19 protein-coding genes (1 of these 19 running past the window's edge) are annotated in these 23,814 nt (G+C 71.4%); 13 read left to right on the top strand and 6 right to left on the bottom strand.

The window, feature by feature from the left end:
* Window positions 1–75 precede the first annotated feature (75 nt).
* Together OG738_RS05265 and OG738_RS05260 are read left to right on the top strand one after the other, a co-directional pair.
* Window positions 76–915, top strand: a complete 840-nt coding sequence (locus tag OG738_RS05265; protein ID WP_329051675.1) for an ABC transporter permease — start codon at window positions 76–78, stop codon at window positions 913–915.
* Between the two features lie 8 nt (window positions 916–923).
* Window positions 924–1,721: an ABC transporter permease gene (locus OG738_RS05260; RefSeq protein WP_329051674.1), complete on the top strand. Its 798-nt coding sequence runs from the start codon at window positions 924–926 to the stop codon at window positions 1,719–1,721.
* On the opposite strand, the gene pip is transcribed toward OG738_RS05260, so the two are convergent.
* Window positions 1,718–2,662, bottom strand: coding sequence for a prolyl aminopeptidase (gene pip, locus OG738_RS05255; RefSeq protein ID WP_329051673.1), 945 nt, complete (start codon window positions 2,660–2,662; stop codon window positions 1,718–1,720). The two genes, OG738_RS05260 and pip, sit on opposite strands and share 4 nt — an antisense overlap.
* 503 nt (window positions 2,663–3,165) lie before the next feature.
* On the opposite strand from pip, the gene OG738_RS05250 reads away from it, so the two are divergent.
* Complete coding sequence (locus OG738_RS05250) at window positions 3,166–4,092, top strand: undecaprenyl-diphosphate phosphatase (protein WP_329051672.1); 927 nt, start codon at window positions 3,166–3,168, stop codon at window positions 4,090–4,092.
* Between the two features lies 1 nt (window position 4,093).
* Window positions 4,094–4,987: a cytochrome c oxidase assembly protein gene (locus OG738_RS05245; protein ID WP_329051671.1), complete on the top strand. Its 894-nt coding sequence runs from the start codon at window positions 4,094–4,096 to the stop codon at window positions 4,985–4,987.
* 5 nt (window positions 4,988–4,992) lie between these two features.
* Here the strand turns inward: OG738_RS05245 and panB are convergent, their stop codons facing one another.
* Complete coding sequence (panB, locus tag OG738_RS05240) at window positions 4,993–5,856, bottom strand: 3-methyl-2-oxobutanoate hydroxymethyltransferase (RefSeq protein ID WP_329051669.1); 864 nt, start codon at window positions 5,854–5,856, stop codon at window positions 4,993–4,995.
* Window positions 5,857–6,100: 244 nt separating this feature from the next.
* Between panB and lysX the strand changes: the two genes are divergently transcribed.
* The 3 genes from lysX (at window position 6,101) to OG738_RS05225 (ending at window position 10,697) form a co-directional block, all read left to right on the top strand.
* A complete protein-coding gene (lysX, locus tag OG738_RS05235) occupies window positions 6,101–9,424 on the top strand; it encodes a bifunctional lysylphosphatidylglycerol synthetase/lysine--tRNA ligase LysX (RefSeq protein ID WP_329056563.1) in 3,324 nt (1,107 codons plus the stop codon).
* A 64-nt stretch (window positions 9,425–9,488) separates the two neighbouring features.
* Window positions 9,489–10,058 (top strand): hypothetical protein, encoded by a 570-nt coding sequence (locus tag OG738_RS05230; protein ID WP_329051667.1) that lies wholly within the window; start codon window positions 9,489–9,491, stop codon window positions 10,056–10,058.
* A 54-nt stretch (window positions 10,059–10,112) separates the two neighbouring features.
* Complete coding sequence (locus tag OG738_RS05225) at window positions 10,113–10,697, top strand: DinB family protein (RefSeq protein WP_329051665.1); 585 nt, start codon at window positions 10,113–10,115, stop codon at window positions 10,695–10,697.
* A gap of 266 nt (window positions 10,698–10,963) precedes the next feature.
* On the opposite strand, the gene OG738_RS05220 is transcribed toward OG738_RS05225, so the two are convergent.
* Window positions 10,964–11,491, bottom strand: a complete 528-nt coding sequence (locus OG738_RS05220) for a methylated-DNA--[protein]-cysteine S-methyltransferase (protein WP_442875929.1) — start codon at window positions 11,489–11,491, stop codon at window positions 10,964–10,966.
* A gap of 44 nt (window positions 11,492–11,535) precedes the next feature.
* On the opposite strand from OG738_RS05220, the gene OG738_RS05215 reads away from it, so the two are divergent.
* Window positions 11,536–12,150, top strand: coding sequence for a VOC family protein (locus tag OG738_RS05215; RefSeq protein WP_329051662.1), 615 nt, complete (start codon window positions 11,536–11,538; stop codon window positions 12,148–12,150).
* On the opposite strand, the gene OG738_RS05210 is transcribed toward OG738_RS05215, so the two are convergent.
* A complete protein-coding gene (locus OG738_RS05210; RefSeq protein ID WP_329051660.1) occupies window positions 12,147–13,868 on the bottom strand; it encodes an NAD+ synthase in 1,722 nt (573 codons plus the stop codon). The genes OG738_RS05215 and OG738_RS05210 overlap by 4 nt on opposite strands.
* Window positions 13,869–13,971: 103 nt before the next feature.
* On the bottom strand, window positions 13,972–16,311 hold the full coding sequence (gene secA2 / locus OG738_RS05205) for an accessory Sec system translocase SecA2 (protein WP_329051659.1): 2,340 nt from the start codon (window positions 16,309–16,311) through the stop codon (window positions 13,972–13,974).
* A 155-nt stretch (window positions 16,312–16,466) separates the two neighbouring features.
* On the opposite strand from secA2, the gene OG738_RS05200 reads away from it, so the two are divergent.
* Together OG738_RS05200 and OG738_RS05195 are read left to right on the top strand one after the other, a co-directional pair.
* Window positions 16,467–18,029, top strand: coding sequence for an alpha/beta hydrolase (locus tag OG738_RS05200; protein WP_329051657.1), 1,563 nt, complete (start codon window positions 16,467–16,469; stop codon window positions 18,027–18,029).
* Window positions 18,014–19,495 carry an alpha/beta hydrolase gene (locus OG738_RS05195; protein WP_329051655.1) on the top strand — a complete coding sequence of 494 codons (1,482 nt, stop codon included), beginning with the start codon at window positions 18,014–18,016 and terminating at the stop codon, window positions 19,493–19,495. Before OG738_RS05200 ends, OG738_RS05195 begins: the two co-directional genes overlap by 16 nt.
* Here OG738_RS05195 and OG738_RS05190 read toward each other — a convergent pair.
* A complete protein-coding gene (locus OG738_RS05190; protein WP_329051653.1) occupies window positions 19,492–20,163 on the bottom strand; it encodes an LppX_LprAFG lipoprotein in 672 nt (223 codons plus the stop codon). The two genes, OG738_RS05195 and OG738_RS05190, sit on opposite strands and share 4 nt — an antisense overlap.
* Before the next feature lie 98 nt (window positions 20,164–20,261).
* Here OG738_RS05190 and OG738_RS05185 point away from each other — a divergent pair, with 98 nt between their 5' ends.
* The 3 genes from OG738_RS05185 to OG738_RS05175 form a co-directional block, all read left to right on the top strand.
* Window positions 20,262–21,542 (top strand): MFS transporter, encoded by a 1,281-nt coding sequence (locus OG738_RS05185; RefSeq protein ID WP_329051652.1) that lies wholly within the window; start codon window positions 20,262–20,264, stop codon window positions 21,540–21,542.
* A 75-nt stretch (window positions 21,543–21,617) separates the two neighbouring features.
* Window positions 21,618–22,961 (top strand): type I glutamate--ammonia ligase, encoded by a 1,344-nt coding sequence (gene glnA / locus OG738_RS05180; protein ID WP_329051650.1) that lies wholly within the window; start codon window positions 21,618–21,620, stop codon window positions 22,959–22,961.
* Window positions 22,961–23,814, top strand: partial view of an amidase gene (locus tag OG738_RS05175; RefSeq protein WP_329051646.1) — the 5' portion only. The gene runs 706 nt beyond the window's last position; 854 of the gene's 1,560 nt are visible here — the first part of the coding sequence; the start codon lies at window positions 22,961–22,963; its stop codon lies beyond the right edge, outside the window. The genes glnA and OG738_RS05175 overlap by 1 nt, the downstream gene beginning before the upstream one ends.

Here is a 23,814-nt window from a genome sequence, read left to right as displayed (position 1 = left end):
CCCCCGAACTCCGGGAGCGGCGGGCTGTGTCCCCCCACTCCGCCCGCCGCTCCCGGACCTTCCCTGCGAGGTGCGATGACCGCCGTATCGGCCTTCTTCTACCGGAAACCCCGGCTGCGCCTGGGTTTCCTGCTCTCCGCGCCCCTGCTCTGGCTCGGCCTCGCCTACCTGGGCGCGCTGGCCGCGTTGTTCGTGACGGCGTTCTGGCGCACCGACGCGTTCACCGGCCAGGTCGTCATCGACTGGTCGCTGGACAACTTCAAGACGCTCTTCAGCAACGCGGTCTACCGCACGATCACCTTCCGCACGGTCGGGATCGCGGCACTGGTCACGGTGATCGACGCCGTCATCGCGTTCCCGATGGCGTTCGCGATGGCCAAGCTCGCGTCGCCGCGCGCGCAGCGGATCCTGGTGATCGCGGTGATGACGCCGCTGTGGGCGAGCTACCTGGTCAAGGCGTACGCGTGGCGCTCGATGCTGTCGGGCAATGGCGCCCTGAACTGGCTTTCCCCCGGCTACGGCGTCACGGCCACCATCATCACGCTGTCGTACCTGTGGCTGCCGTACATGATCCTGCCGATCTACGCGGGCCTCGACCGGCTGCCGGACTCCCTCGTGGACGCTTCCGGTGACCTCGGCGCCCGTTCGTTCCGGACGTTCCGCTCGGTGATCCTGCCGCTGACGTTCCCGGCGATCGTGGCGGGCTCGATCTTCACGTTCTCGCTGTCCCTGGGCGACTACATCGCGGTGAAGATCGTCGGCGGCACGTCGCAGATGCTCGGCAACGTGGTCTACGACAACATCGGCGCGGCCAACAACCTCCCGTTCGCCGCGACGGTGGCCACGGTGCCGGTCGTGATCATGCTCGGCTACCTGGCCGCGGTGCGCCGCACCGGCGCGCTGGACAACCTCTAGGAGTCTCGGTGCGGACGTCTCGGGCGCTGTTGTGGACGGCGCTGGGCCTCGGCCTGGCGGTGATCTACTTCCCGCTGCTGGTGGTGCTGCTCAACTCGTTCAACGCGGACACGACGTTCGGCTGGCCGCCGTCCCGCTTCACGCTCGAATGGTGGAGCCGGGCCGGGTCGAACGAAGGCGCGTTGCACGCGTTGTGGACGAGCGTGCAGGCGGGCCTGGCGGCGACGGCGATCGCGCTGGTGCTCGGCACGATGGCGGCGTTCGCGTTGCAGCGCTACCGGTTCTTCGGGCGCAACCCGGTGTCGCTGCTGATCATCCTGCCGATCGCGCTGCCGGGGATCGTCACGGGCATCGCGCTGAACAACGCGTTCCGGACGATCCTGGGCATCAACCTCGGCCTGCTGACGGCGATCATCGCGCACGCGACGTTCTGCATCGTGGTGGTGTTCAACAACGTGGTCGCGCGGTTGCGCCGGATGGGCGGCAGCCTGGAGGAGGCGTCGATGGACCTCGGCGCGACGGGCTTCACGACGTTCCGGCTGGTGACGTTCCCGATGCTGCGCTCGGCGCTGCTGGCCGGCGGCCTGCTGGCGTTCGCGCTGTCGTTCGACGAGATCATCGTGACGACGTTCACCCTGGGCACGGGCATGGAGACGCTGCCGATCTGGATCTACGACAACCTGTTCCGGCCCAACCAGGCCCCGATCGTCAACGTCGTCGCGGCGGTTTTGATCGTCGTCTCGACGGTCCCGGTGTACCTGGCCCAGCGCCTGTCCGGCGACACGGCTTCGGGCGGCCGGCTCTAGGGCCGGAACGAGTCCGTCGCCGCGCGCAGGGCGGCCAGCACGCCCGGGTCCGTCACCGCGTGCCCGGCACCCTCCAGCAGCTTCAGCTCCGAACCCGGCCACGCGCGGTGCAACTCGTAAGCCGTCACCGGCGGGCACACCGTGTCGTAGCGGCCCTGCACGAGCACGCCCGGGATGCCGGCCAGCTTGCCCGCGTCGCGGATCAGCTGGCCGTCTTCGAGCCACGCGCCGTGCGAGAAGTAGTGGACCGCGAGCCGCGCGAACGTCAGCGCGAACGCCGGTTCCGCGTACTGGCGGAGGAAGGCTTCCTGCGGCTGCACGGAAACCGTCGCCCCCTCCCAGGTGCTCCACGCGACCGCCGCGCGGTACCGGACCTCCTTCTCCGGATGGGCCAGAAGATCGCTGTACGCGGTGAGCGGGTCGTCTCGCGAGGAAGCCGGGATGGGAGCGAGGAAGGCTTCCCACTCGCGCGGGAACAGGTTCGCCGCCCCGCCGCGGTAGATCCAGTCCAGTTCGCTCCGCCGCACGGTGAAGACGCCGCGCAGGACGATTTCGCTGACGCGCGAAGGATGCGTCTGCGCGTACGCGAGTGCGAGGGTCGCGCCCCAGGAACCGCCGAAGAGCTGCCAGCGTTCGATGCCGAGCCGTTCGCGCAGCTTCTCCATGTCGGAAACCAGGTGCCACAGGGTGTTCGCGCCCAGGTCGTCCGCTCCCGGCGTCGACTGGCCCGAGCCGCGCTGGTCGAACAGGACGATCCGGTAGGCCGTGGGGTCGAAGTGCCGCCGGGCCATCGGCGCGATCCCGCTGCCGGGCCCGCCGTGGAGGACCACGACCGGCTTCCCGGCCGGGTTGCCCGCCTCCTGCCACCGGATCCGGTGGCCGTCGCCGACGTCCAGGAACCCTTCGGCGCGCGGGGGAATCGGCGGGTACAGCTCGTCCATGCCCGACACTCTGCCGGAGAGTCCTGGTCGTCGCCCCGACGCCCTGGGATCAGCCAGTGCCGGGGCGACGACCAAGAAAGGTGGGAGCCCGCCCCCGCCGCCGGGCTGAGCGGGCTCCCGTCCGTGACGCGTCAGCGGCGGTGGGCCGCGTCCGCGAATTTCCCGGGGTGGGCGGTGAACGCCGCCCAGATACGGGTACCGGCGAAGGTGGTTTCGGTTCGCACGGCGATGGCCTGTGCGGTGGTTCCGGTCGTGCCGGCCGGAACCCGCTCACGAGTCCGCATCCCGGTCCTCCTCGTCGAGGTTCGAATCTTCGTCGTGGCGGTGACGGGCTAAACGCTAAGCCACGGCCCGAACGCCAGTCAAGGACATGACTGAAGTTCATGTATGTGAACAAACGTTGAGAGGACGCTGAGCACGCGGGTGCCCCTTGCCCGGGCTTAACGAATGGGCCGGTACGTTCCGGTGTCGGAGTTTCGAAAAGTGGTACGGGAAGGCTCGGAATGTCCGCGGTGACCTATGTCGAGGCGATTGTCGTCGGCGCCTTGCAAGGGGTGTCGGAATTGTTTCCGGTGTCCAGTCTCGGCCACAGCATCCTGCTGCCCGCCTGGCTCGGCGGGCAGTGGCAGCAGGACCTGAGCATCGGCAAGGATTCGCCGTACCTGGCGGTGCTCGTCGCGATGCACGTCGCCACCGCGCTGGCGCTCGTGCTGTTCTTCCGGAAGGACTGGGTGCGGATCATCCGCGGCCTGTGGACGTCGGTCCGGTACCGCGAGGTCCGCACCCCCGACCAGCGGCTCGCGTGGCTGCTCGTGCTCGCCACGATCCCGGTCGGGCTGGCCGGGCTGCTCCTCGAAGGACTGCTGCGCGACTTCCTCGGCAAGCCGGTGCCGTCGGCCATCTTCCTCGCGCTCAACGGCGGCGTCCTCTACGCGGCCGAGAAGTTCTCCCGGAAGCCGGCCGGGCCGAACGAGGACACAGTGGACTTCTCCGCCGAGGAGACCCTGGTCATGCGGGCGGTCACCGTCGAGGAGGCGACCGACGTCCGGCTGGCGAAGCTGCGGGTCGGCGAGGCGGTGCTGATCGGCGCCGCGCAGATCCTCGCGCTGCTGCCGGGCATCAGCCGCTCGGGCATCACGATGGTCGCCGGGCTGCGCCGCGGGCTCGGCCACGAGGACGCCGCACGCTTCGCGTTCCTGCTGGCCACGCCGGTCATCCTCGCCGCGGGCGTGCTGAAGATGCCGACGCTGTTCGCCCCGGAGAACCACGCTTCGCTCGGCCCGGCGCTGGTCGGCAGCGTCATCGCCGGGGTCGCTTCGTACATTTCTGTCCGGTTCCTCACGGGTTACTTCGAGACGCGCACGCTGACCCCGTTCGCCATTTACTGCGTGGTCGCCGGAATCGGCAGCCTGATCTTCTTCGCGGTGTGACGTGCCGCTGACGGCGGACCGCCTCCTGACCGCCTGGACGTTCGACGTCCCGGCGGTCCTGCTCGTGCTCGTACTGGGCGTGCTCTACGTCCGCGCGGCCCGCCGTCGCGACTGGCCGCCGGGCCGCACGGTGGCGTTCCTCGCCGGCCTCGCGACGATCGTGCTCGTCACCTGCTCGGCACTGGCCGTCTACGACACGACGCTGTTCTGGGTCCGCGCGGTCCAGACCGTCACGCTGCTGATGGTCACGCCGCTGCTGCTGGCCCTGGGCTCGCCGATCCGCCTCCTGCTCGACACCGTCCCGGCCCGGTGGCTGCGCGAGCACGGCCGCGGCCCGCTCGCCCGCGCGCTGACGTTCCCGCCGGTCGTCACGCTCACCTTGGTCGTGCCGGTGCTGGTGCTCTACCTGACCCCGCTCTACGACCTCACGCTGCGCTCGCCGGCCGTCGACGGCCTGGTCCGGCTCACGCTCGTGCTGGCCGGCTTCACGTACTTCTGGACGCGCCTTGGCCTCGATCCGACCCCGCGCACGGACCCGCACCTGGTGTCGGTGTGGATCGCCTTCACCGAGGTCGTCTTCGACGGCGCGCTCGGCCTCGTCCTCTGGCTCGGCCCGCTGCTCGCGCCGGCGCACTACGCGGCCGCGCACCCGGGGTGGGGGCCCGATCCCCGCACCGACCAGATCATCGGCGCGGGCGTGCTGTGGATCGGCGGCGACATCGCCGGCCTGCCGTTCGTGGTCGCGCTGTTCGTCCGGTGGGCCCGCGACGACGAGCGGCGCGCGAAGCAGATCGACGTCCAGTTGGACGAAGAAGCCGCTTCGGGCGCCGCATCGACGTCGGGGCTGTGGTGGGAGAACGACCCGGCGCTCGCGGATCGGTTCAAGCGCCGGTGACCGGCTCAGTCGTGGAACGCGTGCTCGGGCGCCGGGAACTCGCCGCGCCGGACGTCCTCCGCGAAGGCCGTCGCCGCGTTCTGCAGCACCGTCGCGACGTCGGCGTAGCGCTTGACGAACCGCGGTGCCTTGCCGCGGCGCAGCCCGGCCATGTCCTGCCAGACGAGCACCTGCGCGTCGCAGTCCGGGCCGGCGCCGATGCCGACCGTCGGGATCTTCAGCTCCGCCGTGACGCGCTTCGCCGCTTCGGCGGGCACCATCTCCATCACCACCGCGAACGCCCCGGCCTCCTGCAGCGCCAGCGCGTCGGCGAGCAGCACGTCGGCCGCTTCGCCGCGCCCCTGCACCCGGTAGCCGCCGAGGTTGTGCTCGCTCTGCGGGGTGAACCCGATGTGGCCCATCACCGGCACGCCTGCCGACGTCAGTGCCTCGACGTGCGCGGCGAACCGCCGTCCGCCTTCGAGCTTCACGGCGTGCGCGCGGCCCTCCTTCATGAACCGCACCGACGTCTCCAGCGCCTGCTGCGGCGAGAGCTGGTAGGAGCCGAACGGCAGGTCGGCGACCACGAGGGCCCGCTTGACCGACCGGGTGACCGCCCGGACCAGCGGCAACAGCTCGTCGACCGTCACCGGCAGCGACGTGTCGTAGCCGAAGACGTTGTTGGCCGCGGAGTCGCCGACGAGCAGCACGGGGATCCCGGCCTCGTCGAACAGCGCGGCGGTGTACATGTCGTACGCGGTGAGCATGGGCCACGGCTCGCCGCGTTCCTTGAGTTCCCGCAGGTGGTGGACGCGGACCTTCCGGCCCGAAGCCGGCTTGGGCGCGGATCCGGTGCCGTAGGGGGCGGGTTCTTCAGCGCTGGCAGACATCGTCGTCGACCGTCCTTCCCTCGAGGCCTCGGTGAGGTCCCCGGGTCGTGGAGCAGAGGCGTCTCAAAGCGTGACACGCACCCGGTGGCACCCCAACCTCGTGCGACCAGCTTCACACCGTCGTGCGGCGGGACCAGGGGCCGTCAGCCTTCAGGTTGATGTCCGGGGACAACCAATCTGGGTTCACTTACGTCAAGAAGAGGGCATGACGACCGATCGGCCGCGAAAGGCGACGAAAGCAACGATGGGAAACCTCCCGAGCACGCGTACGCGTCTCCCCGCCTGGAAGGCCAAGGCGGGCGGCATCGTCGCGACCGTGGTGCAGCTGGCCGCGGTGTTCTCGGTGCTGCTCCTGTTCACCAACGGCACGCACGGGCGCCTGCTCGCCGGCATCGACATGGTGTTCTCGAGCCTGAGCGTGCCCACCAGCGCCAGCGTGGTGATGGTGCTCCTGTTGGTGGTGCTGGGCGCCGCGCTGCGCCGCCGCAAGAAGGCGGCGCTGTACACGCTGGTGCTGTTCCAGGTCGCCGGCCTGATCTACACGCTCGCCCTGCAGGCGACGCTGCTGTGGTCGCCCGAGCTGTTCTCGCTCGGCGCGAAGCAGGTCCGGCACATCCCGGTCCAGCTGTGGACCCTCACCGTGGCCGACGTGCTTTCGGTCGCGCTGATCGTCTTCCTGCTCACGCTGCGCCGGGCGTTTCCCGCCCGGCTCGCGCCGAGCGCCTGGCGCGACGGCCTGACCATGCTCTTCGGCGGGTTCGCCGCGGTCATCCTTGTCGGCTGGGCGCTGACGGAGGCGTTCCCCGGGCACCTCGGCGACAGCTGGGAGCGCTTCGCCTGGGTCGTGAACCACGCGACCGGCGAGAACCTGCAGCTGCGCCGGATCGGCGTCGGCGAGGGGCCGGCCTGGCTGGACGTGTTCCTCGACCTCAGCGCGACCCTGGTGGCCACCGCGTCGCTGTACATGCTCTTCCGCGGTGTACGCAGCCGTCGCCTGCGGACGGACGAAGAGGAGCTTCGCGTCCGGCGGCTGCTGGCCGAGCACGGCGAGGACGACTCCCTCGGCTACTTCGCCACCCGGCGCGACAAGAGCGTCGTCTTCTCGCCGAACGGCCGCGCGGCGGTGACGTACCGCGTGCTCGCCGGCACCAGCGTCGCCAGCGCCGACCCGATCGGCGACCCGGAAGCCTGGCCGGACGCCGTCCGCGCGTGGCTCGACGAGGCGCGCACGTACGGCTGGACGCCGGGCGTGCTCGGGGCGAGCGAGCGCGGCGCGAAAACGTATACCGACGCCGGGCTGCGTGCCCTGGAGATCGGCGACGAAGCCGTGCTCGACGTGCGCGAGTTCAGCCTCGCCGGACCGGAGCGGCGCTCGGTGCGCCAGGCCGTCAAGCGCATCGAGCGGGCCGGCTACACCTCACGGGTCCGCCGCCACGGCGAGATCCCCGACGACGAGATGGCCGAGCTGCTCGCCCGCGCCCAGGCCTGGCGCGGCGCCGAGACCGAACGCGGCTTCTCGATGGCGCTGGGCCGGCTCGGCGACCCGAGCGACGGCCGCAGCGTGATGGTCGAGGCCTACGACGCCCGCGGCGACCTGCGCGGCCTGCTGTCGTTCGTGCCGTGGGGCAGGCGCGGGCTTTCGCTCGACCTCATGCGCCGCGACCGCGACGCCGAAAACGGCCTCAACGAGTACATGATCGCCGAGGTCGTCGCGGCCGGGCCGCACCTGGGCGCGCAGCGGATCTCGCTCAACTTCGCGATGTTCCGCGCGGTCTTCTCCGAGGGCGAGCGGATCGGCGCCGGCCCGGTGCTGCGGGCCTGGCGCGGGATCCTCAGCGTCGCGTCGCGGTTCTTCCAGCTCGAATCGCTGTACCGGTCCAACGCCAAGTACGGGCCGGAGTGGGAGCCAAGGTTCCTCTGCTACTCCTCGGCTCGGCGGCTGCCGCGCGTCGGCATCGTCGCGGGCGCGCTCGAAGGGTTCGTCCCCACCGGACGGTCGCGGTCGCTGCGGCTGGAGACGGTCGGCGGCGAGTTCGTCGCGCGCGTCCGGGAGATCGAGGAGTCCGCGGTGGTCCCGGCGGCGAAGCCGGCGCGGCGGCCGGAACAGGTCCGCGTCCGGATGGCCAAGCTCGCCAAGCTGCGCGAGGCCGGGATCGACCCGTACCCGGTCGGGTTTCGCCGCGACGACCACATCGGCGACGTCGTCCGGAAGTTCGGCGGCCTGCAGCCCGGCAGCACCACCGGCCACCGCGTCCGGATCGCCGGGCGCGTGCTGGCCATGCGCAACCTCGGCGGGCTGTGCTTCGCGCGCGTCAAGGACTTCAGCGGCGAGATCCAGCTGATGCTCGAAGCCGGCGAGCTCGACCTCACGGGCTGGCGGACCGGTGTCGACCTCGGCGACCACGTCGGCGTCAGCGGGCAGGTCGTGACGTCGAAGCGGGGCGAGCTCTCGGTCCTCGTCGACGAGTGGACGGTCACCGCGAAGTGCCTGCACCCGTTGCCGGACAAGCGGAAGGGCCTCACCGACCCGGAGACGCGGGTGCGGCAGCGCTACCTCGACCTCGCGGTCAACCCGGACTCGACGAACATGCTGCGGCTGCGGTCCACAGTGGTCCGCGCGGTGCGCGACCGGCTGCACCACGCCGACTACCTCGAGGTCGAGACGCCGATGCTGCAGACGGTCCACGGCGGCGCCAACGCGCGGCCGTTCGTCACGCACATCAACGCCTACGACATGCGGATGTACCTGCGGATCGCGCCCGAGCTGTACCTGAAGCGGCTGTGCGTGGCCGGCGTCGAGCGCGTCTTCGAGCTGAACCGGAACTTCCGCAACGAAGGCGTCGACGCGACGCACAACCCCGAATTCACGATGCTCGAGGCGTACCAGGCGTACGCGGACTACGACACGATGCGGACGCTGACCCGCGAGCTGGTTCAGCACGCGGCCGAAGCGGCGTACGGCGCCCAGGTCGTGCGCCGGCCCGACGCGGACGGCAAGGTCGTCGAATACGACATCTCCGGCGACTGGCCGGTGATCACGGTGCACGACGCCGTCTCGGCGGCCTTCGGCGAGCAGGTCGACTCGGGGACGTCCGTGGCCGACCTGCGGCGGTTGTGCCTCGCGTCGGGCGTGCCGGTGGGAGAGGACCCGAGCCACGGCGACCTCGTGCTCAAGGCGTTCGAGCACCTCGTCGAGGGCGCGACCGTGCTGCCGACCTTCTACACGGACTACCCGACCGACGTCTCGCCGCTCACCCGCCAGCACCGCGCGGACCCCCGGCTGGCCGAGCGCTGGGACCTGATCGCGTTCGGGTCCGAGGTCGGCACCGCCTACACCGAGCTGACCGACCCGATCGAGCAGCGGCGGCGGCTGGAGGCGCAGTCGCTGCGGGCGGCCAGCGGCGACGTCGAAGCGATGGAGCTGGACGACGACTTCCTGCTGGCCCTGGAGCACGGGATGCCGCCGACCGGCGGGCTCGGCCTCGGCGTGGACCGGCTGCTCATGATGCTCACCGGAGCCTCGATCCGCCAGACGGTGCTGTTCCCCTTCGTCCGTCCGCAGGCATAACGACTCGGTCGACCTGATCACGGTGATGCGGCCGAGGCGCCGGGGGTCGCTTAATGTGTGCCTCGTGCGCACGGCTCGAATCGCCTCGGCCCTCCTCATGGGAGTCGCCGTGCTGGCGTATTCGGGCTGGCTGCTGGAATTCTTCCTGCCCACGGGCGTGTCGCCGGTCCGCGACCCGGCCGAGGCGCTGCTCGGCGGCCCGCCGGTGTTCCGGATCCTGCTCGCGATCTCGGGGGTGGCGTTCCTGCTCGCCGGGCCGCCGCTGCACCGGCTCGGCCCGGTCCAGTGGACGGCGCGGCTCAGCTCGATCTCGGTGAGCGCGTTCGGCGTCGTCGTGCTGGCCCAGGCCGCCTACCCGGCCAGCAGCGGCTGGATCTCGTCGCTGCTCAGCGTCGTACTGACGATCGGCGTGATCAGCCTCGTGCTGTGGTGGCCGCCGGGCTGGCGCGCGCTCGCCGTCGCCGGGCTCGTCCTGGTGCTGGCGACCTGGCTGGCCGTCGTCCTCGCCCGGCAGCTGGGCACCTTCGAGGGCGTCTGCACGCGCGTCCAGCTGGTGGTGCGCGCGGTGCTGTTCGCCGCCGGCGGGGCGTACGCCTTCATCAAGCCGGCGCCGCGGCACGCTCCGCGCGGCTGAACTGTCGGTGGTGCGTGGCACCATCGCGGCAACGGACTTTCGAGGAGGACCGAAATGGCGGGAAACGTGCCCCCGGTGGCCGACGAGCGTGACGGACTGCTGCGGTTCCTGGAGCAGCAGCGGCACGTGCTGAAGGTGGCCGCCCACGGTCTGACGGACGACCAGGCGAGGCTCACGCCGACGAAGAGCGCACTGTCGGTGGGCGGCCTGGTGAAGCACGTGGCGTCCACGGAGGACGGCTGGCTCGACATCCTGCTGCAGCGGCCCCAGAAGCCGTTCGACGAGGCGATGGCGGACTACCGGTCGGGCTACCGCCTGGGCCCGGAGGAGACGCTGGAGAGCGTGCTGAAGCGCTACGACGAGGTCGCGGCGCGCACGGCGGAGGTCATCGCGGGCATCGACGACCTCGGCCGGCCGGTCCCGGTGCCGAAGGGCGTGCCGTGGTACCCGCAGGACGTCGAGGCGTGGTCGGTCCGCTGGGTCCTGCTGCACCTGATCGAGGAGACGGCCCGCCACGCGGGCCACGCGGACATCATCCGCGAGCACATCGACGGCGGCACGGCGATCCCCCTGATGGCAGCGGCCGAGGGCTGGCCGGAGAACGGCTGGATCAAGCCCTGGACACCCCAACCCGCCTGACCCCCGCCACCCGCCCCCGGCCCACTCGCACTCATGGTCCCGGCCCGGTTTGAAGGCCCGCCGGGCCGTGTCGACCCGCCAATCACGCGAGCCGACCGTTGGGCACGCGAGCGACCGTTGGGTACGCGAGCGACCGCCTGGGTACGCGAGCGACCGCCTGGGTACGCGAGCGACCGCCTGGGTACGCGAGCGACCGCCTGGGTACGCGTGTCGCCCCAGCGGCCTGCTCGCCCACCACCGAACCGGCACCCGGGCCGCCCCAGGCGTCAGAACAGCGTGGGCTCGTCCGCCAGCGCGCCTTCGATCACCAGCATCCGGCGCTTCGTCTCGACCCCGCCCCGAGCCGAAAACCCGCCGTCCTTCCCACCCGCCGCCAAGACCCGGTGGCACGGCACGATCGGCGGAAACGGGTTCTGCCCCATCGCCTGCCCCACGGCCTGAGCCGACCCCGGCAGCCCCAGCCGGTGCGCGATGTCCCCATAGGTCAACGTCTTGCCCGGGGGGATCGTCCGCGCGATCTCGTACGCGCGCCGGTTGAACGGCGGCACGCCCGAAAGGTCCAGCGCGACACCGGCCAAGTCCACCCGCGCGCCACCCAGCAGCGCCATGATCCCGTCCACCGCGGCCTGCACCCGCGGCCCAGGCGTCCCGAACACGGCGTCCGGGAACCGCCGCGTCAGGTAAGCGCGCATCGCGGCAGCGCCGCCCGAAGGCAGCGACGCCCCGACCACGACGTCGTCACGCCACGCGAGCCCGCACGCGCCGATCGCCGTGTCGAACACCGTGCACCCCATCGTCATCTTGCGAGCCTACGGCCGGGGTACGACAAAATGAGCCCGTGCTCGATCACCTCGTCTACGCCGGCCCGGACCTCGCCGAGGCCGTCGCCCGCGTCACCGCGCTCACCGGCGTCACGCCCGCGCCCGGCGGGAGCCACCTCGGCCTCGGCACCGCCAACCACCTCGCCGACCTCGGCGCCGGCATGTACCTGGAGGTCATCGGCCCGGACCCGGCGCAACCGGACCCCGGAAGCCCGCGGCCCTTCAGCATCGACGACCTGACCGAGCCCGCGCTCGTCGCCTGGGCCGTCCGCACCACCGACCTCGACGCGACCATCGCCCGAGCGAGAGCCCACGGCTTCGACCCCGGCGACGCCGTCGAAATGTCCCGCGAGACGCACGAGGGTGACGTCCTGCGCTGGCGCCTGACCCCGCCGAGCGCCCCGGGCACGCTCCGCCCGTTCCTCATCGACTGGGGCATCACCCCGCACCCGACGACGCGCGGCCTGCCCCAGATCCCCCTGCTCATGGTCACCGGCACCCATCCGGACCCGGAGTCGGTGCGCAGGGCCACCGACGCGCTCGGCCTCGAATTCCTGGTCCGCCGAGCGAACGAAGCCGGCCTGTCCGCCGTCCTCAAAACCCCCGAAGGCCGTCAGGTCGCGTTGAGCTAGGCCTTGCCCTCGCGCCACAGGTTCGTCATCGGCAGCCGCCGGTCACGGCCGAACGCCTTGAACGTGATCTTCGTGCCCGGTGGGTACTGGCGCCGCTTGTACTCGGCCTTGTCGACCATCCGCACCACGCGGTCGATCGTCTCCGGCTCGAACCCCGCGGACACCAGGTCCGCGTACCCGCGGTCGCCCTCGACGTAGTCGTCGAGGATGTCGTCGAGCAGCGCGTAGTCCGGCAGCGAGTCCGTGTCGACCTGGCCGGGTCGCAGCTCGGCCGACGGCGGCTTGGTGATCGAGTTCTCCGGGATCGGCGGGGTCTCGCCGCGCTTCGCCGCTTCGGCGTTGCGCCACCGGGCGAGCTGCCAGACGTGCGTCTTGAAGACGTCCTTGATCGGGGCGAACGCGCCGACCGCGTCCCCGTAGATCGTCGAGTACCCGACGGCCAGCTCGGTCTTGTTGCCCGTGGCCAGCACCAGATGACCGTCCAGATTGGACAGTGCCATGAGGAGCATGCCCCGCGTCCGCGCCTGGATGTTCTCCTCGGCCAGCCCGGTCAACCGAAGCTGCTCGACGTACACCCGCACCATGTCCTCGACCGGCTCGACGCGGTAGTGCGCCCCGATCCGCCGCGCGAGGTCGGCCGCGTCGTCCTTCGAGTGGCCCGACGAGTACTTCGACGGCATCGAGACGCCGTAGACGTTGTCGCCGCCCAGCGCGTCGGCGGCCAGCGCCGCGCAGACCGCCGAGTCGATGCCGCCGGAGAACCCGAAGATCACCGACGAGAACCCGTTCTTGTGCACGTAGTCCCGCAGCCCGACGACCAGCGCGTGCCACACCTCGGCCTCGTCCGACAGCGGTTCGCTGATCACCGGCTCGGCGGTCGGCTCGTACGCGGGCACCGGCTCCTCGCTGAGCACGCGGCGCCGGACGTCCAGGCCTTCGTACGAACCGTCGCCCGCGTACTCGGTCTTCGGCAGGTCCATGTCCAGCACGAGCAGGTGCTCGACGAACTGCGGCGCCCGCGCCAGCAGCGTGCCGTCCGCGCCGACGACCAGCGAGTCGCCGTCGAACACGAGGTCGTCCTGGCCGCCGATCTGGTTGGTGTAGACCAGCGGCGCGCCGGCTTCGGCGGCGCGGCGCGCGATGAGCGGCAGCCGCTGCTCGTCCTTCGAGCGTTCGTACGGCGACGCGTTCGGCGCCACGACGAGGTCGACGCCGGCGCGGCCCAGCGCCGAGATCGGGCCGCCGTCCTGCCAGATGTCCTCGCAGACGACCATGCCGATGTCGAGCCCGTGGAACCGGACGACGTCGAGCTCGGTGCCCGGCTTGAACCAGCGGTGCTCGTCGAAGACGCCGTAGTTCGGGAGGTGGTGCTTGAACTGCCGCGCGACGACCTCGCCGCGGTACAGCGCCGCGGCCGCGTCGCGCGGGCCGACGTCGTCGAGGTCGAGGTAGCCGACGTAGGTCAGCACTTCGCCGCAGCCGGCCTCGTCGAGGCGGCGCGCCAGCGACTCGGCACCCTGCCGGGAAGCGGCGGCGAAGGTCTTGCGCAGCGCCAGGTCCTCGACGGGATAACCGGTCAGGGACATCTCGGGGAAGACCACGACGTGGGCGCCGGCTTCGGCGGCCCGGCGGGTCCAGGCGACGTGCAGGTCGGCGTTGCCGTCGAGATCACCGACGGTGGGGTTGACCTGGGCGAGCGCGATGCGCAGTTGCGGCATACCGCCATTCTGTCCCACGGCCACCTGCCCAGCCGAGCGAATGTGGGCGAAATCGAACGGCCCCCGCCCGGCGAACCGGACGGGGGCCTCCGAACGCGAAAGCCTACTTCCGCTTGATCATGCTCCGGACCTTCTTGATGGTCTGCTCGAAGTCCGAGTCGAACGGGTTGTCGTGCACCAGGTAGGTCCACGTCGTGTTCGCCCGCCGGACGCCCGCCTCGCCGAGGTCGATGCCCTCGTCCGTCAGCTCGGCCTCTTCCAGCGTCTTCGCCGCGCGCGAATCCGCCTCGGCGATGATCTTGTGGAACTCCGGGATCGCCGCGCGGTGGAACTCGTCCAGCGGCGTCTCGCGCGCCAGCGCGCGCAGGTGGATGCTCTCGCGGACGTCGGTCAGGTACGCCAGGTGGTCCGACCACAGCTGGTCGACGTGGAACAGCAGCACCTCGCGGCACATGTGCTCCAGCTTGTCCTGGTCGTCGAGCTTCTCCTTCAGCTCGGCGAACTTCTCCGGGTTGGCCTTCTCCAGCTGCTCCGCCGCGTACGCGGTGCGAAGCACCTTGTCGCGGTGCACCAGCAGGTCACGCCGCTGCCGCTCGATCAGCCGCGTGTAGCGCCAGGTGTTGCGGTGGATCTCCAGGTCGACACCCTCGGCGACGCGCTGGGCGTGGTTGAGCTGCCGCAGCGCCGCCGGGTCGGTGATCTCGCCGGTCTCTTCGTCGTCGGTGATGCCCTCGGGCACGTCCGGCGCGTTCGACAGCACCAGCTCGTCGTTCAGGCTCGCGAAGAAGATCGCGCTGCCCGGGTCGCCCTGCCGGCCGGAGCGGCCGCGCAGCTGGCCGTCCAGGCGGCTCGACGGGTACCGCGCGGTGCCGATGACGTGCAGCCCGCCCAGCTCGACGACCTCGTCGCGGGTCGCGCCGTCGGTGCCGCCCAGCCGGATGTCGGTGCCGCGGCCGGCCATCTGCGTGGACACGGTGACCGCGCCCTTCTTGCCGGCCTCGGCGATGATCGCGGCCTCTTCGGCGTCGTTGCGCGCGTTGAGCACGACGCACTCGAGGTCGACCTTCGCCAGCTTTTCGGCCAGCTCCTCGGACTCGGCGACGTCCTGGGTGCCGACGAGGATCGGCCGCCCGGTCTCGTGGACCGTGCGGATCTCCTCCTCGATCGCCCGCAGCTTCTGCGACGGCGAGGCGAAGATCCGGTCCGGGAGGTCTTCGCGGATGTTCGGCGTGTTCGGCGGGATGACCGCGACCTCGAGCTCGTAGAACTCCCGCAGCTGCTCGGCGACGGCGACCGCGGTGCCGGTCATGCCGGCGACCTCGGGGTAGCGCGCGAGCAGCGCCTGGACGGTGATCGAGTCCAGGATCTCGCCGCGGTCGGTCGCGCTGACCTGCTCCTTCGCCTCGACGGCCGCCTGGAGGCCGTCCGGCCAGCGCTGCAGCTCGGCGACGCGGCCGCGCGCGGCGTTGATGAGCTGGACCTTGCCGTCGCGGACGAGGTAGTCGACGTCTCGGGTGAGCAGGGCGTGCGCGTGCAGCGCGACGTTCACCGCGGGGAGCCGGTCGGACGCCGTCTCGCCGTAGAGGTCGTCGACGTCCAGGCCGAGCGATTTGGCGACGACGGACGCGCCGGCGTCGGTCAGCCAGGCGTTGCGGCCTTCGCTGTCGGTCTCGTAGTGCAGGTTGAGCCGCAGCCGCCGGACGACCTTCGCGACCTCTTCGTCGGCGTCGGTGTGGTCGATCGAGCCGGCCATCACCAGCGGGACGCGGGCCTCGTCGACGAGCACCGAGTCCGCCTCGTCGACGATCGCGACCTCGGGGTCGGGCTGGACGAGGTCGTCGACGGAAGTCACCAGCCGGTCGCGCAGCACGTCGAAGCCGATCTCGGCGACGGCGCCGTACGTGACGTCCTTGGCGTAAGCCTCGCGACGCTCTTCGCGGGAGTGCGCGGGCTCGACCCAGCCGACCGACACGCCGAGGAGGGCGTAGACCGGGCCCATCCACTCCGCGTCGCGCCGGGCCAGGTAGTCGTTGACCGTGACGACGTGCACGCGCTTCCCGCGGATGGCGTAGCCGGCCGCGGCCAGCGCACCGGCGAGCGTCTTGCCCTCACCGGTCTCCATCTGCACGACGTGCTTGGTGAGCAGGCCCATCGTGCCGAGGATCTGGACGTCGAACGCGCGCTCGCCGAGCGCGCGGCGGGCGGCCTCGCGGCCGAGCGCGCACACCTCGACCAGCTGGTCGTCGCCGAACGCGGTGTGCTCCAGCGTCTCGCGGAGCTTGCCCGCCCGCTCGGTCAGCCCCTCGTCGGAGAGCTTCTCGAGCTCGGGTTCGAGCTTCTCGACTGCGGGCAGCAGGGCTTCGTAGCGGGTCAGCTCGACGCTGCCCGGCCGTTGGATGATCCGGCGGAGCTTCTTGCCCACCCGGCTGATCAGTGCTGCCACCCCTGGTCTCCCGTTCTCTCTCGCTCGACCGGCCTGCCCCACCCAACGTGGCGGTGGTGCGTTCGAGTTCCGCGGCCGGATGGGACGATCCAACCGTGTTCCCTCATCCCAGCGCCAGGTCCCGACGTCGCCGGATCACCGCAATTGCGACATCCGTGCTGTTCGCGGCCTCGCTGACCGCCTGCACGTCCACCGGCAAGCCCGCGCCGCCCGCGCCGACGACCGAGTCGCACCCGCCGTCCGGGCCGGTGCCCGCCGGGCTGGAGCGGTTCTACGGCCAGAGCCTGAGCTGGGCCGACTGCGCACCTTACGCGACGTCGGAAGACGCGCGGTCGGCGTTCCAGGCGAAGGACGTCCAGTGCGCCCGGCTGACCGTGCCGCTGGACTACGCCAAGCCGGCCGGCGACACGATCACGCTGGGCCTGCTCCGCCACAAGGCGACCGACGAAAGTGCCCGGATCGGGTCGCTGGTGGTCAACCCCGGCGGCCCGGGCGCGTCGGGCATGGTCGCGGCCGCCGGGCTGATCAAGCCGACGGCGAGCACCGACCTCGGCAAGCGCTTCGACCTGGTCGGCTTCGATCCGCGGGGGATCGGCGCCAGCCAGCCGGCCATCCACTGCCTGACCGACTCCGAGCGCGACGCCGACCGCGCCGACGACAGCGAGACCGACGGCTCGCCGGCGGGCGTGCTCAAGCAGGAGTCGCAGGAGAAGGACTTCGCCGCGAAGTGCGCCCAGCGCACCCAGGACGGCACCGGGATGCTGGCCAACGTCGGCACCCGGGACGTCGTGAAGGACCTCGACGTCCTCCGCTCGGTCCTCGGCGACGAAAAGCTCACCTATCTGGGCTACTCCTACGGCACCCGGATCGGGTCCACCTACGCCGAGGCGTTCCCGAAGAACGTCCGCGCCATGATCCTCGACGGCGCGGTCGACCCGGAGCAGGACGCGGTCGAGTCGCTGGTCGCGCAGGGCCAGGGCTTCGGGACGGCGTTCACGCAGTTCGCGAAGTGGTGCACCGCCCAGCAGGACTGCGCGCTCGGGCAGGACGCGAACGCCGCGGTCAAGGCGTTCCAGGACCTCGTCCGCCCGCTGATCGACTTCCCGGTGCCGGTCGGCGACGGCCGCAAGCTCTCCTACGAGGACGCCACCACCGGCGTCATCCAGGCGCTCTACCAGGAGAGCCTCTGGGACACGCTGAACTCGGGCTTGAACGAGCTGCGGCAGCAGCGGGGCGCGACGCTGGAGAAGCTGGCCGACATCTACAACGAGCGCGACACCGACGGCAGGTACGGCACCACGCAGGACGCCTTCACCGCGATCCGCTGCGTCGACGACCCGCGCGTCACGGACCCGCAGGTCATCCTCAAGGCGCAGGAGGAGTACGTGCAGGTGGCGCCGTTCCTCGACGACGGCCGCCCGGCGAGCGCGGCCCGCGACGCGTGCGCGTTCTGGCCGGTGCCGAACACCTCCGAGCCGCACGTCCCGAACGTCCAGGGCCTGGCGAAGACGCTGGTCATCTCGACGACCAACGACCCGGCGACGCCGTACCAGGCGGGCGTCAACCTCGCGAAGGGCCTGAAGGGCGCGCTGCTCACCTTCGAGGGCACGCAGCACACGGTGTTCCTGCAGGGCGTGAAGTGCGTGGACGAAGCGGGGACGGACTACCTCGTCGACGGCACGCTGCCCCCGGACGGCAAGCGGTGCTCCGGGCAGTAGGCGCCGTCGCCCTGGCGGTGCTGCTGGCGGCGTGCACGAGCGCTCCGCCGCCTGCGCGTCCGCCCGACCTGGGGGAGTTCACCCACCAGCAGCTCGCGTGGAGCCCGTGCGGCGAAGCACTGGACTGCGCGCACCTGAGCGTGCCGCTGGACTACGCCGCTCCGGACGGACCGGCGATCACCGTCGGCCTGCTGCGGTACAAGGCTGCGAAGTCGCGGATCGGCTCCCTCGTCGTCGACCCGGGCGGGCCCGGCGGCTGGGGGACGGCCGCGGCGGCGTCGCTGGCCAAGACACCCGCCGCCGCGCCGCTGCTCGACCGCTTCGACCTGGTGGGCTTCGACCCACGCGGCGTCGGCACGAGCGAGCCGCGGATCACCTGCCGCACCGACGCCGAGCAGGACGCCGACCGCGCGTCCGACGTCGAAAGCGACATGTCGCCTGATGGGGTGAAAAAACAGCTCGCCGAGACGACTGCGTACGGCGCGAAGTGCGCCGAAGCGACGAAGTACGGCAAGACGCTCCTTGCGAACGTCGGCACCCGAGAGGTCGTACGCGACCTCGACGTCCTTCGCGCCGCGCTCGGCGACGAGAAGCTGACCTACCTCGGCTACTCGTACGGGACGCAGATCGGCGCGGCCTACGCCGAGGCGTACCCGGACAAGGTCCGCGCGCTGCTGCTCGACGGCGCCATCGACCCCGCCCAGAGCCTGGTGGACTCGCTGGTCACGCAGGCCGCGGGCTTCCAGGACGCGCTGAACGAGTTCGGCCGGTGGTGCACCGCTCGCCGCGACTGCGCCCTCGGCCGCGACCCGGCCCGCACGACCGATGCCTTCCAAAGCCTCGCGCGTCCGCTGATCACCAAGCCCGCCCCGGCCGGGAACCGTCACCTGTCGTTCGAGGACGCCGTCACCGGCACGTTCGGCGGCCTGTACTCCCGCGGCGACTGGACCGCGCTGAACGGCGCCCTCGCGCAGCTCGCCGAAGGCAACGGTCGGACCCTGCTGGCGTTCGCCGACGACTACTACGAGCGCGACCGCGACGGCCACTACAGCGGCGCGATCGACGCGTACTTCGCCGTCCGCTGCGTCGACCACACGCGCCTCACCGACCGCGCGACGATCGACGGCGCCCACGAGCGGATGCTGGCGGGCGCGCCCTTCCTGGCCGGCGGCACGCCCGACACGAGCGAGCTGGACATCTGCTCGACCTGGCCGGTCCCGCCGACGTCCACCGAGCACGCGCCGCACCCCGCAGGACTGCCGAAACCGCTGGTCGTCTCGACGACACACGACCCCGCGACGCCGTACCGGCAGGGCATGGACCTCGCGAAGGACCTCGGCGGCGCCCTGCTGACGTACGAGGGCGTGCAGCACACGGTGTTCCTGCAGGGGAACGCCTGCGTCGACCGCGCCGGGATCGCGTACCTCGTCGACGGGACGCTGCCCGCCGACGGCACCCGCTGCTAGCCGACGTCCACGGGCTCGTTCTGCCTGGTCAGCGACAGCTCGAACATCACCGGGCTGAGGTGGTCGCCCGCCGACGGGACCTGCACCCAGAGCCGGGCGAACCGCCGTGGCCCGTCCGCCGAGACCCACACCTTGACCGTGATGTCGGCGGTGACCTGCGGCAGCACGCTGTGCGCGACGGCTTCCGGCACCTGGCCGCCGACGCGCAGGGCCGCGGCGCCGTCGACGTTCTCCTTGCCCTCGGTCTTCGCGTCGGTGACGCCGTCGAGGAGCCGCTTCAGCCCGGCGGACGGGCCGAGGAACGTGCCGACGTCGTACATCGACGGGATCCGGCCGCGCGCGACGTCGGGGTCGGTGGTGATTTCGCCGTCCCGGACGGTGAAGCGGAACTTGGTGTGCCCGCCGTCGGCGCCGTCGTCCTGGACGTCGGCCGTGCCGGTCGCGGCCCCGCCGTCGTCGAGGGTCGCGTCGCCCTCGATGAGCCGCAGCGGGAAGCCCGGCAGCACGCCGTTGACGCCGGCCGCGAAGTGGACGCTCCGCACGGAGGCGAACGACGTCGCCGCGTCGCGGACCAGCTCGGCACCCGCCGGGAACGGCCCGCGCGTGTCCGGCGACCCGGTGCAGCCGGCCGTCAGCAGGAGCACGAGCAGAAGGGCGAAGCGGGACATCCCCTGAGCCTACTGAGCGCCCAGGCGTGGCCCGATCCTTGCGGATGATGTCCTTCAGGCCACTTTCGAGGCGTCGCGCGCGCGGTGAGACTGCTGGGGTGACTGTCGAGACCCTCCCCGCCCCGAAGCTGCACCGCGCCTGGCTGATCGCCGGTGCCGCGTTCGTCGCGCTGCTCGCCTCCGCCGGCTTCCGGTCCGCCCCCGGCGTCCTGATCGACCCGCTGCACGAGGAGTTCGGCTGGTCCACGGCCACGATCAGCTCGGCCGTGTCGGTCAACCTCGTGCTCTACGGCCTCTTCGCGCCCTTCGCCGCCGCGCTGATGGAGCGGTTCGGCATCCGTCGCGTCTCGGCGACGGCGTTGTTCGTCATCGCCCTCGGCGCGGCCGGCACGGTCTTCATGAGCGCGAGCTGGCAGCTGGTCCTGTGCTGGGGCGTGCTGATCGGCGCGGGCACCGGCTCGATGGCGATGAGCTTCGCCGCGACCGTCGCGACCCGCTGGTTCGTGCGCAGCCGCGGCGTCGTCACCGGCGTCCTGACCGCCGCGGGCGCCACCGGCCAGCTGATCTTCCTGCCGCTCATCGCGAACCTCGCGGTGACCTCCGGCTGGCGGACGGCGTCGCTGGTGATCGCGATCGCGGCGCTGGCTGTCGTCCCGGTCGTCCTGCTGGTCATCCGCGACCACCCCGCCGACGTCGGCGCCACGGCCTACGGCGCACCCGCCGACACGGAGGTCGCGCGCCCGGCGGCCCGGACCGGCTCGGCCCGCCGCGCGCTTTCGGTACTGGGGACGGCGGCCCGGACCCGGACGTTCTGGCTGCTCGCGGTCGGCTTCGCGATCTGCGGCGCGACGACGAACGGCCTGGTCGGCACCCATTTCGTCCCGGCCGCGCACGACCACGGCATGCCGCAGACGACCGCGGCGGGCCTGCTTGCCCTGGTCGGCGTCTTCGACGTCGTCGGCACGATCTTCTCCGGCTGGCTCACCGACCGCGTCGACCCGCGGATCCTGCTCGGCGTGTACTACGCGCTGCGTGGCCTCTCGCTGGCGCTGCTGCCACAGCTGTTCACGAACTCGGTCCAGCCGAGCATGTGGGCGTTCATCCTGTTCTACGGCCTCGACTGGGTGGCCACGGTCCCGCCGACGGTCGCGCTGTGTGTCCGCGCGTTCGGAGAGGCGGGCCCGATCGTGTTCGGCTGGGTCTTCGCCTGCCACCAGCTGGGCGCCGCGTTCGCCGCGTCGGCCGCCGGCCTGGTCCGCGACCAGCTGGGGAACTACGACCTGGCCTGGTACTCGGCCGCGGTCCTGGCGGTGCTCGCGTCGGCCGCGTCCCTGGCCATCACGCGGGCGAAGAAGCCCGTTCCGGTGCTCGCGACGTGACTCGCCCGAATTGACTGGGTCACCCTCGGCGCGTCGTGAAACATCCCGTTAACACGCTGTCGTTAGGGTGCGGCCATGGATCGCCAGCAGGAATTCGTGCTCCGCACGCTCGAGGAGCGCGACATCCGTTTCGTCCGTCTCTGGTTCACCGATGTGCTGGGGTTCCTCAAGTCGGTCGCGGTCGCGCCCGCCGAGCTCGAGGGCGCGTTCACCGAGGGGATCGGCTTCGACGGCTCGGCCATCGAGGGCTTCGCGCGGGTCTACGAATCGGACATGGTCGCCAAGCCGGACCCCTCGACGTTCCAGGTCCTGCCCTGGGAAACCCCCGACGGCGGCCCCTATTCGGCCCGGATGTTCTGCGACATCGCGATGCCGGACGGCTCGCCGTCGTGGGCCGATCCGCGGCACGTCCTGCGGCGCCAGCTGTCGAAGGCGGGCGAAGCGGGCTTCACCTGCTACGTCCACCCGGAGATCGAATTCTTCCTGCTCTCGACTCTGCCGGACGACGGCAGCGAGCCGGAGCCCGCCGACAACGGCGGCTACTTCGACCAGGCCAGCCACGCCACGGCGACGCACTTCCGCCGGCACGCCATCGAGACCCTCGAGGCGATGGGCATCTCGGTCGAGTTCAGCCACCACGAAGGGGCACCGGGCCAGCAGGAGATCGACCTCCGCTACGCCGATGCGCTGACGATGGCCGACAACGTGATGACGTTCCGCTACGTCGTCAAGGAGGTCGCGCTGACCCAGGGCGTGCGCGCGACGTTCATGCCGAAGCCGTTCACGAACCAGCCCGGCTCGGGCATGCACACCCACATCAGCCTGTTCGAAGGCGATCGCAACGCCTTCTACGACGCCGAGGACCCGCACGAGCTGTCGGAGACCGGCAAGGCGTTCGTCGCGGGCCTGCTGCACCACGCCAAGGAGATCTCCGCGGTCACGAACCAGTGGGTGAACTCGTACAAACGCCTGATCAGCGGCAGTGAAGCGCCGACGACGGTCTCGTGGGGCCGGGCGAACCGCTCCGCGCTCGTCCGCGTCCCGATGTATTCACCCGGAAAGGCGTCATCCCGTCGGGTGGAGATCCGTACCCTGGACTCGGCGTGCAACCCGTACCTGGCGTACTCGGTCATCCTGGCCGCCGGGCTCAAGGGGATCGAAAAGGGCTACGAGCTGCCGCCACCCGCCGAGGACAACATCTGGCAGCTGAGCGACTCCGAGCGGCGCGCCGCCGGGTACGCCCAGCTACCCCAGAACCTGGGAGAGGCACTGGCCGAGATGGAGAAGTCCGAGCTCCTGCCGGAAGCGCTCGGCGAGCACGTCTACGACTTCTTCCTCCGGAACAAACGCGTCGAGTGGGACAACTACCGCAGCGCGGTCACCCCGTACGAACTCCGAACGCTGCTCCCGGTGCTCTGATGGGGCGGCGGCCGGTGTTCCTCGCGATCCTGGCCGCCGCACTCCTGCTCGTCCCGGCCGCTCCCGCGGCTTCCGCGTCGTCTTCGAAGTTCGACCTCGACTCGGCGGACATCCCGGCGCTGCAGGCCCGGATGGCGTCCGGCCGGCTCACCGCCGTGGGCCTGACCGGCGCGTACCTCGACCGGATCCACCGGATCGACGGCAAGGTCAACGCCGTTCTGGCGCTCAACCCCGCTGCGCTCGGACAGGCTTCGGAGAGTGACGCCCGGCGGCGCGCGCACCACCTGCGCGGCCCGCTCGACGGCATCCCGGTGCTGGTCAAGGACAACGTCGACACCCGCGACCAGTGGACGACGGCGGGGTCGCGGGCCCTGCACAGCTACCCCGCGAAGGACGCCACGTTGATCACCCGGCTGCGTGACGCGGGCGCGGTCATCCTCGGCAAGGCGAACCTCTCCGAATGGGCGAACTTCCGCGCCGCGAAGCCGACGTCCGGCTGGTCGGGCGTCGGCGGGCAGACGAACAACCCGTACGTGCTGGACCACAACCCGTGCGGGTCGTCCGCCGGGTCTGCGGCCGGCGTCGCCGCGTCGCTGGCCCAGGTCGCGATCGGGTCCGAGACCGACGGCTCGATCGTGTGCCCCGCGGGGATGACCGCGACAGTCGGCCACAAGCCCAGCCTCGGCCTGGTCAGCCGCACCGGAGTGGTGCCGATCTCCGCCGAGCAGGACACGGCCGGGCCGATCGCCCGCACCGTCGTCGACGTCGCGCTGACGCTGTCGGTCCTGCAGGGCAGGGATCCCGCGGACCCGGCGACTTCCCAGTACCCGAAGTCCCAGCCGACGGACTACGC

The organism is Amycolatopsis sp. NBC_01488 (assembly GCF_036227105.1).
Lineage (GTDB): Bacteria > Actinomycetota > Actinomycetes > Mycobacteriales > Pseudonocardiaceae > Amycolatopsis.
Note: the sequence above shows the minus strand (reverse complement) of the source record. Positions and strands in the feature narration are given on the sequence as shown.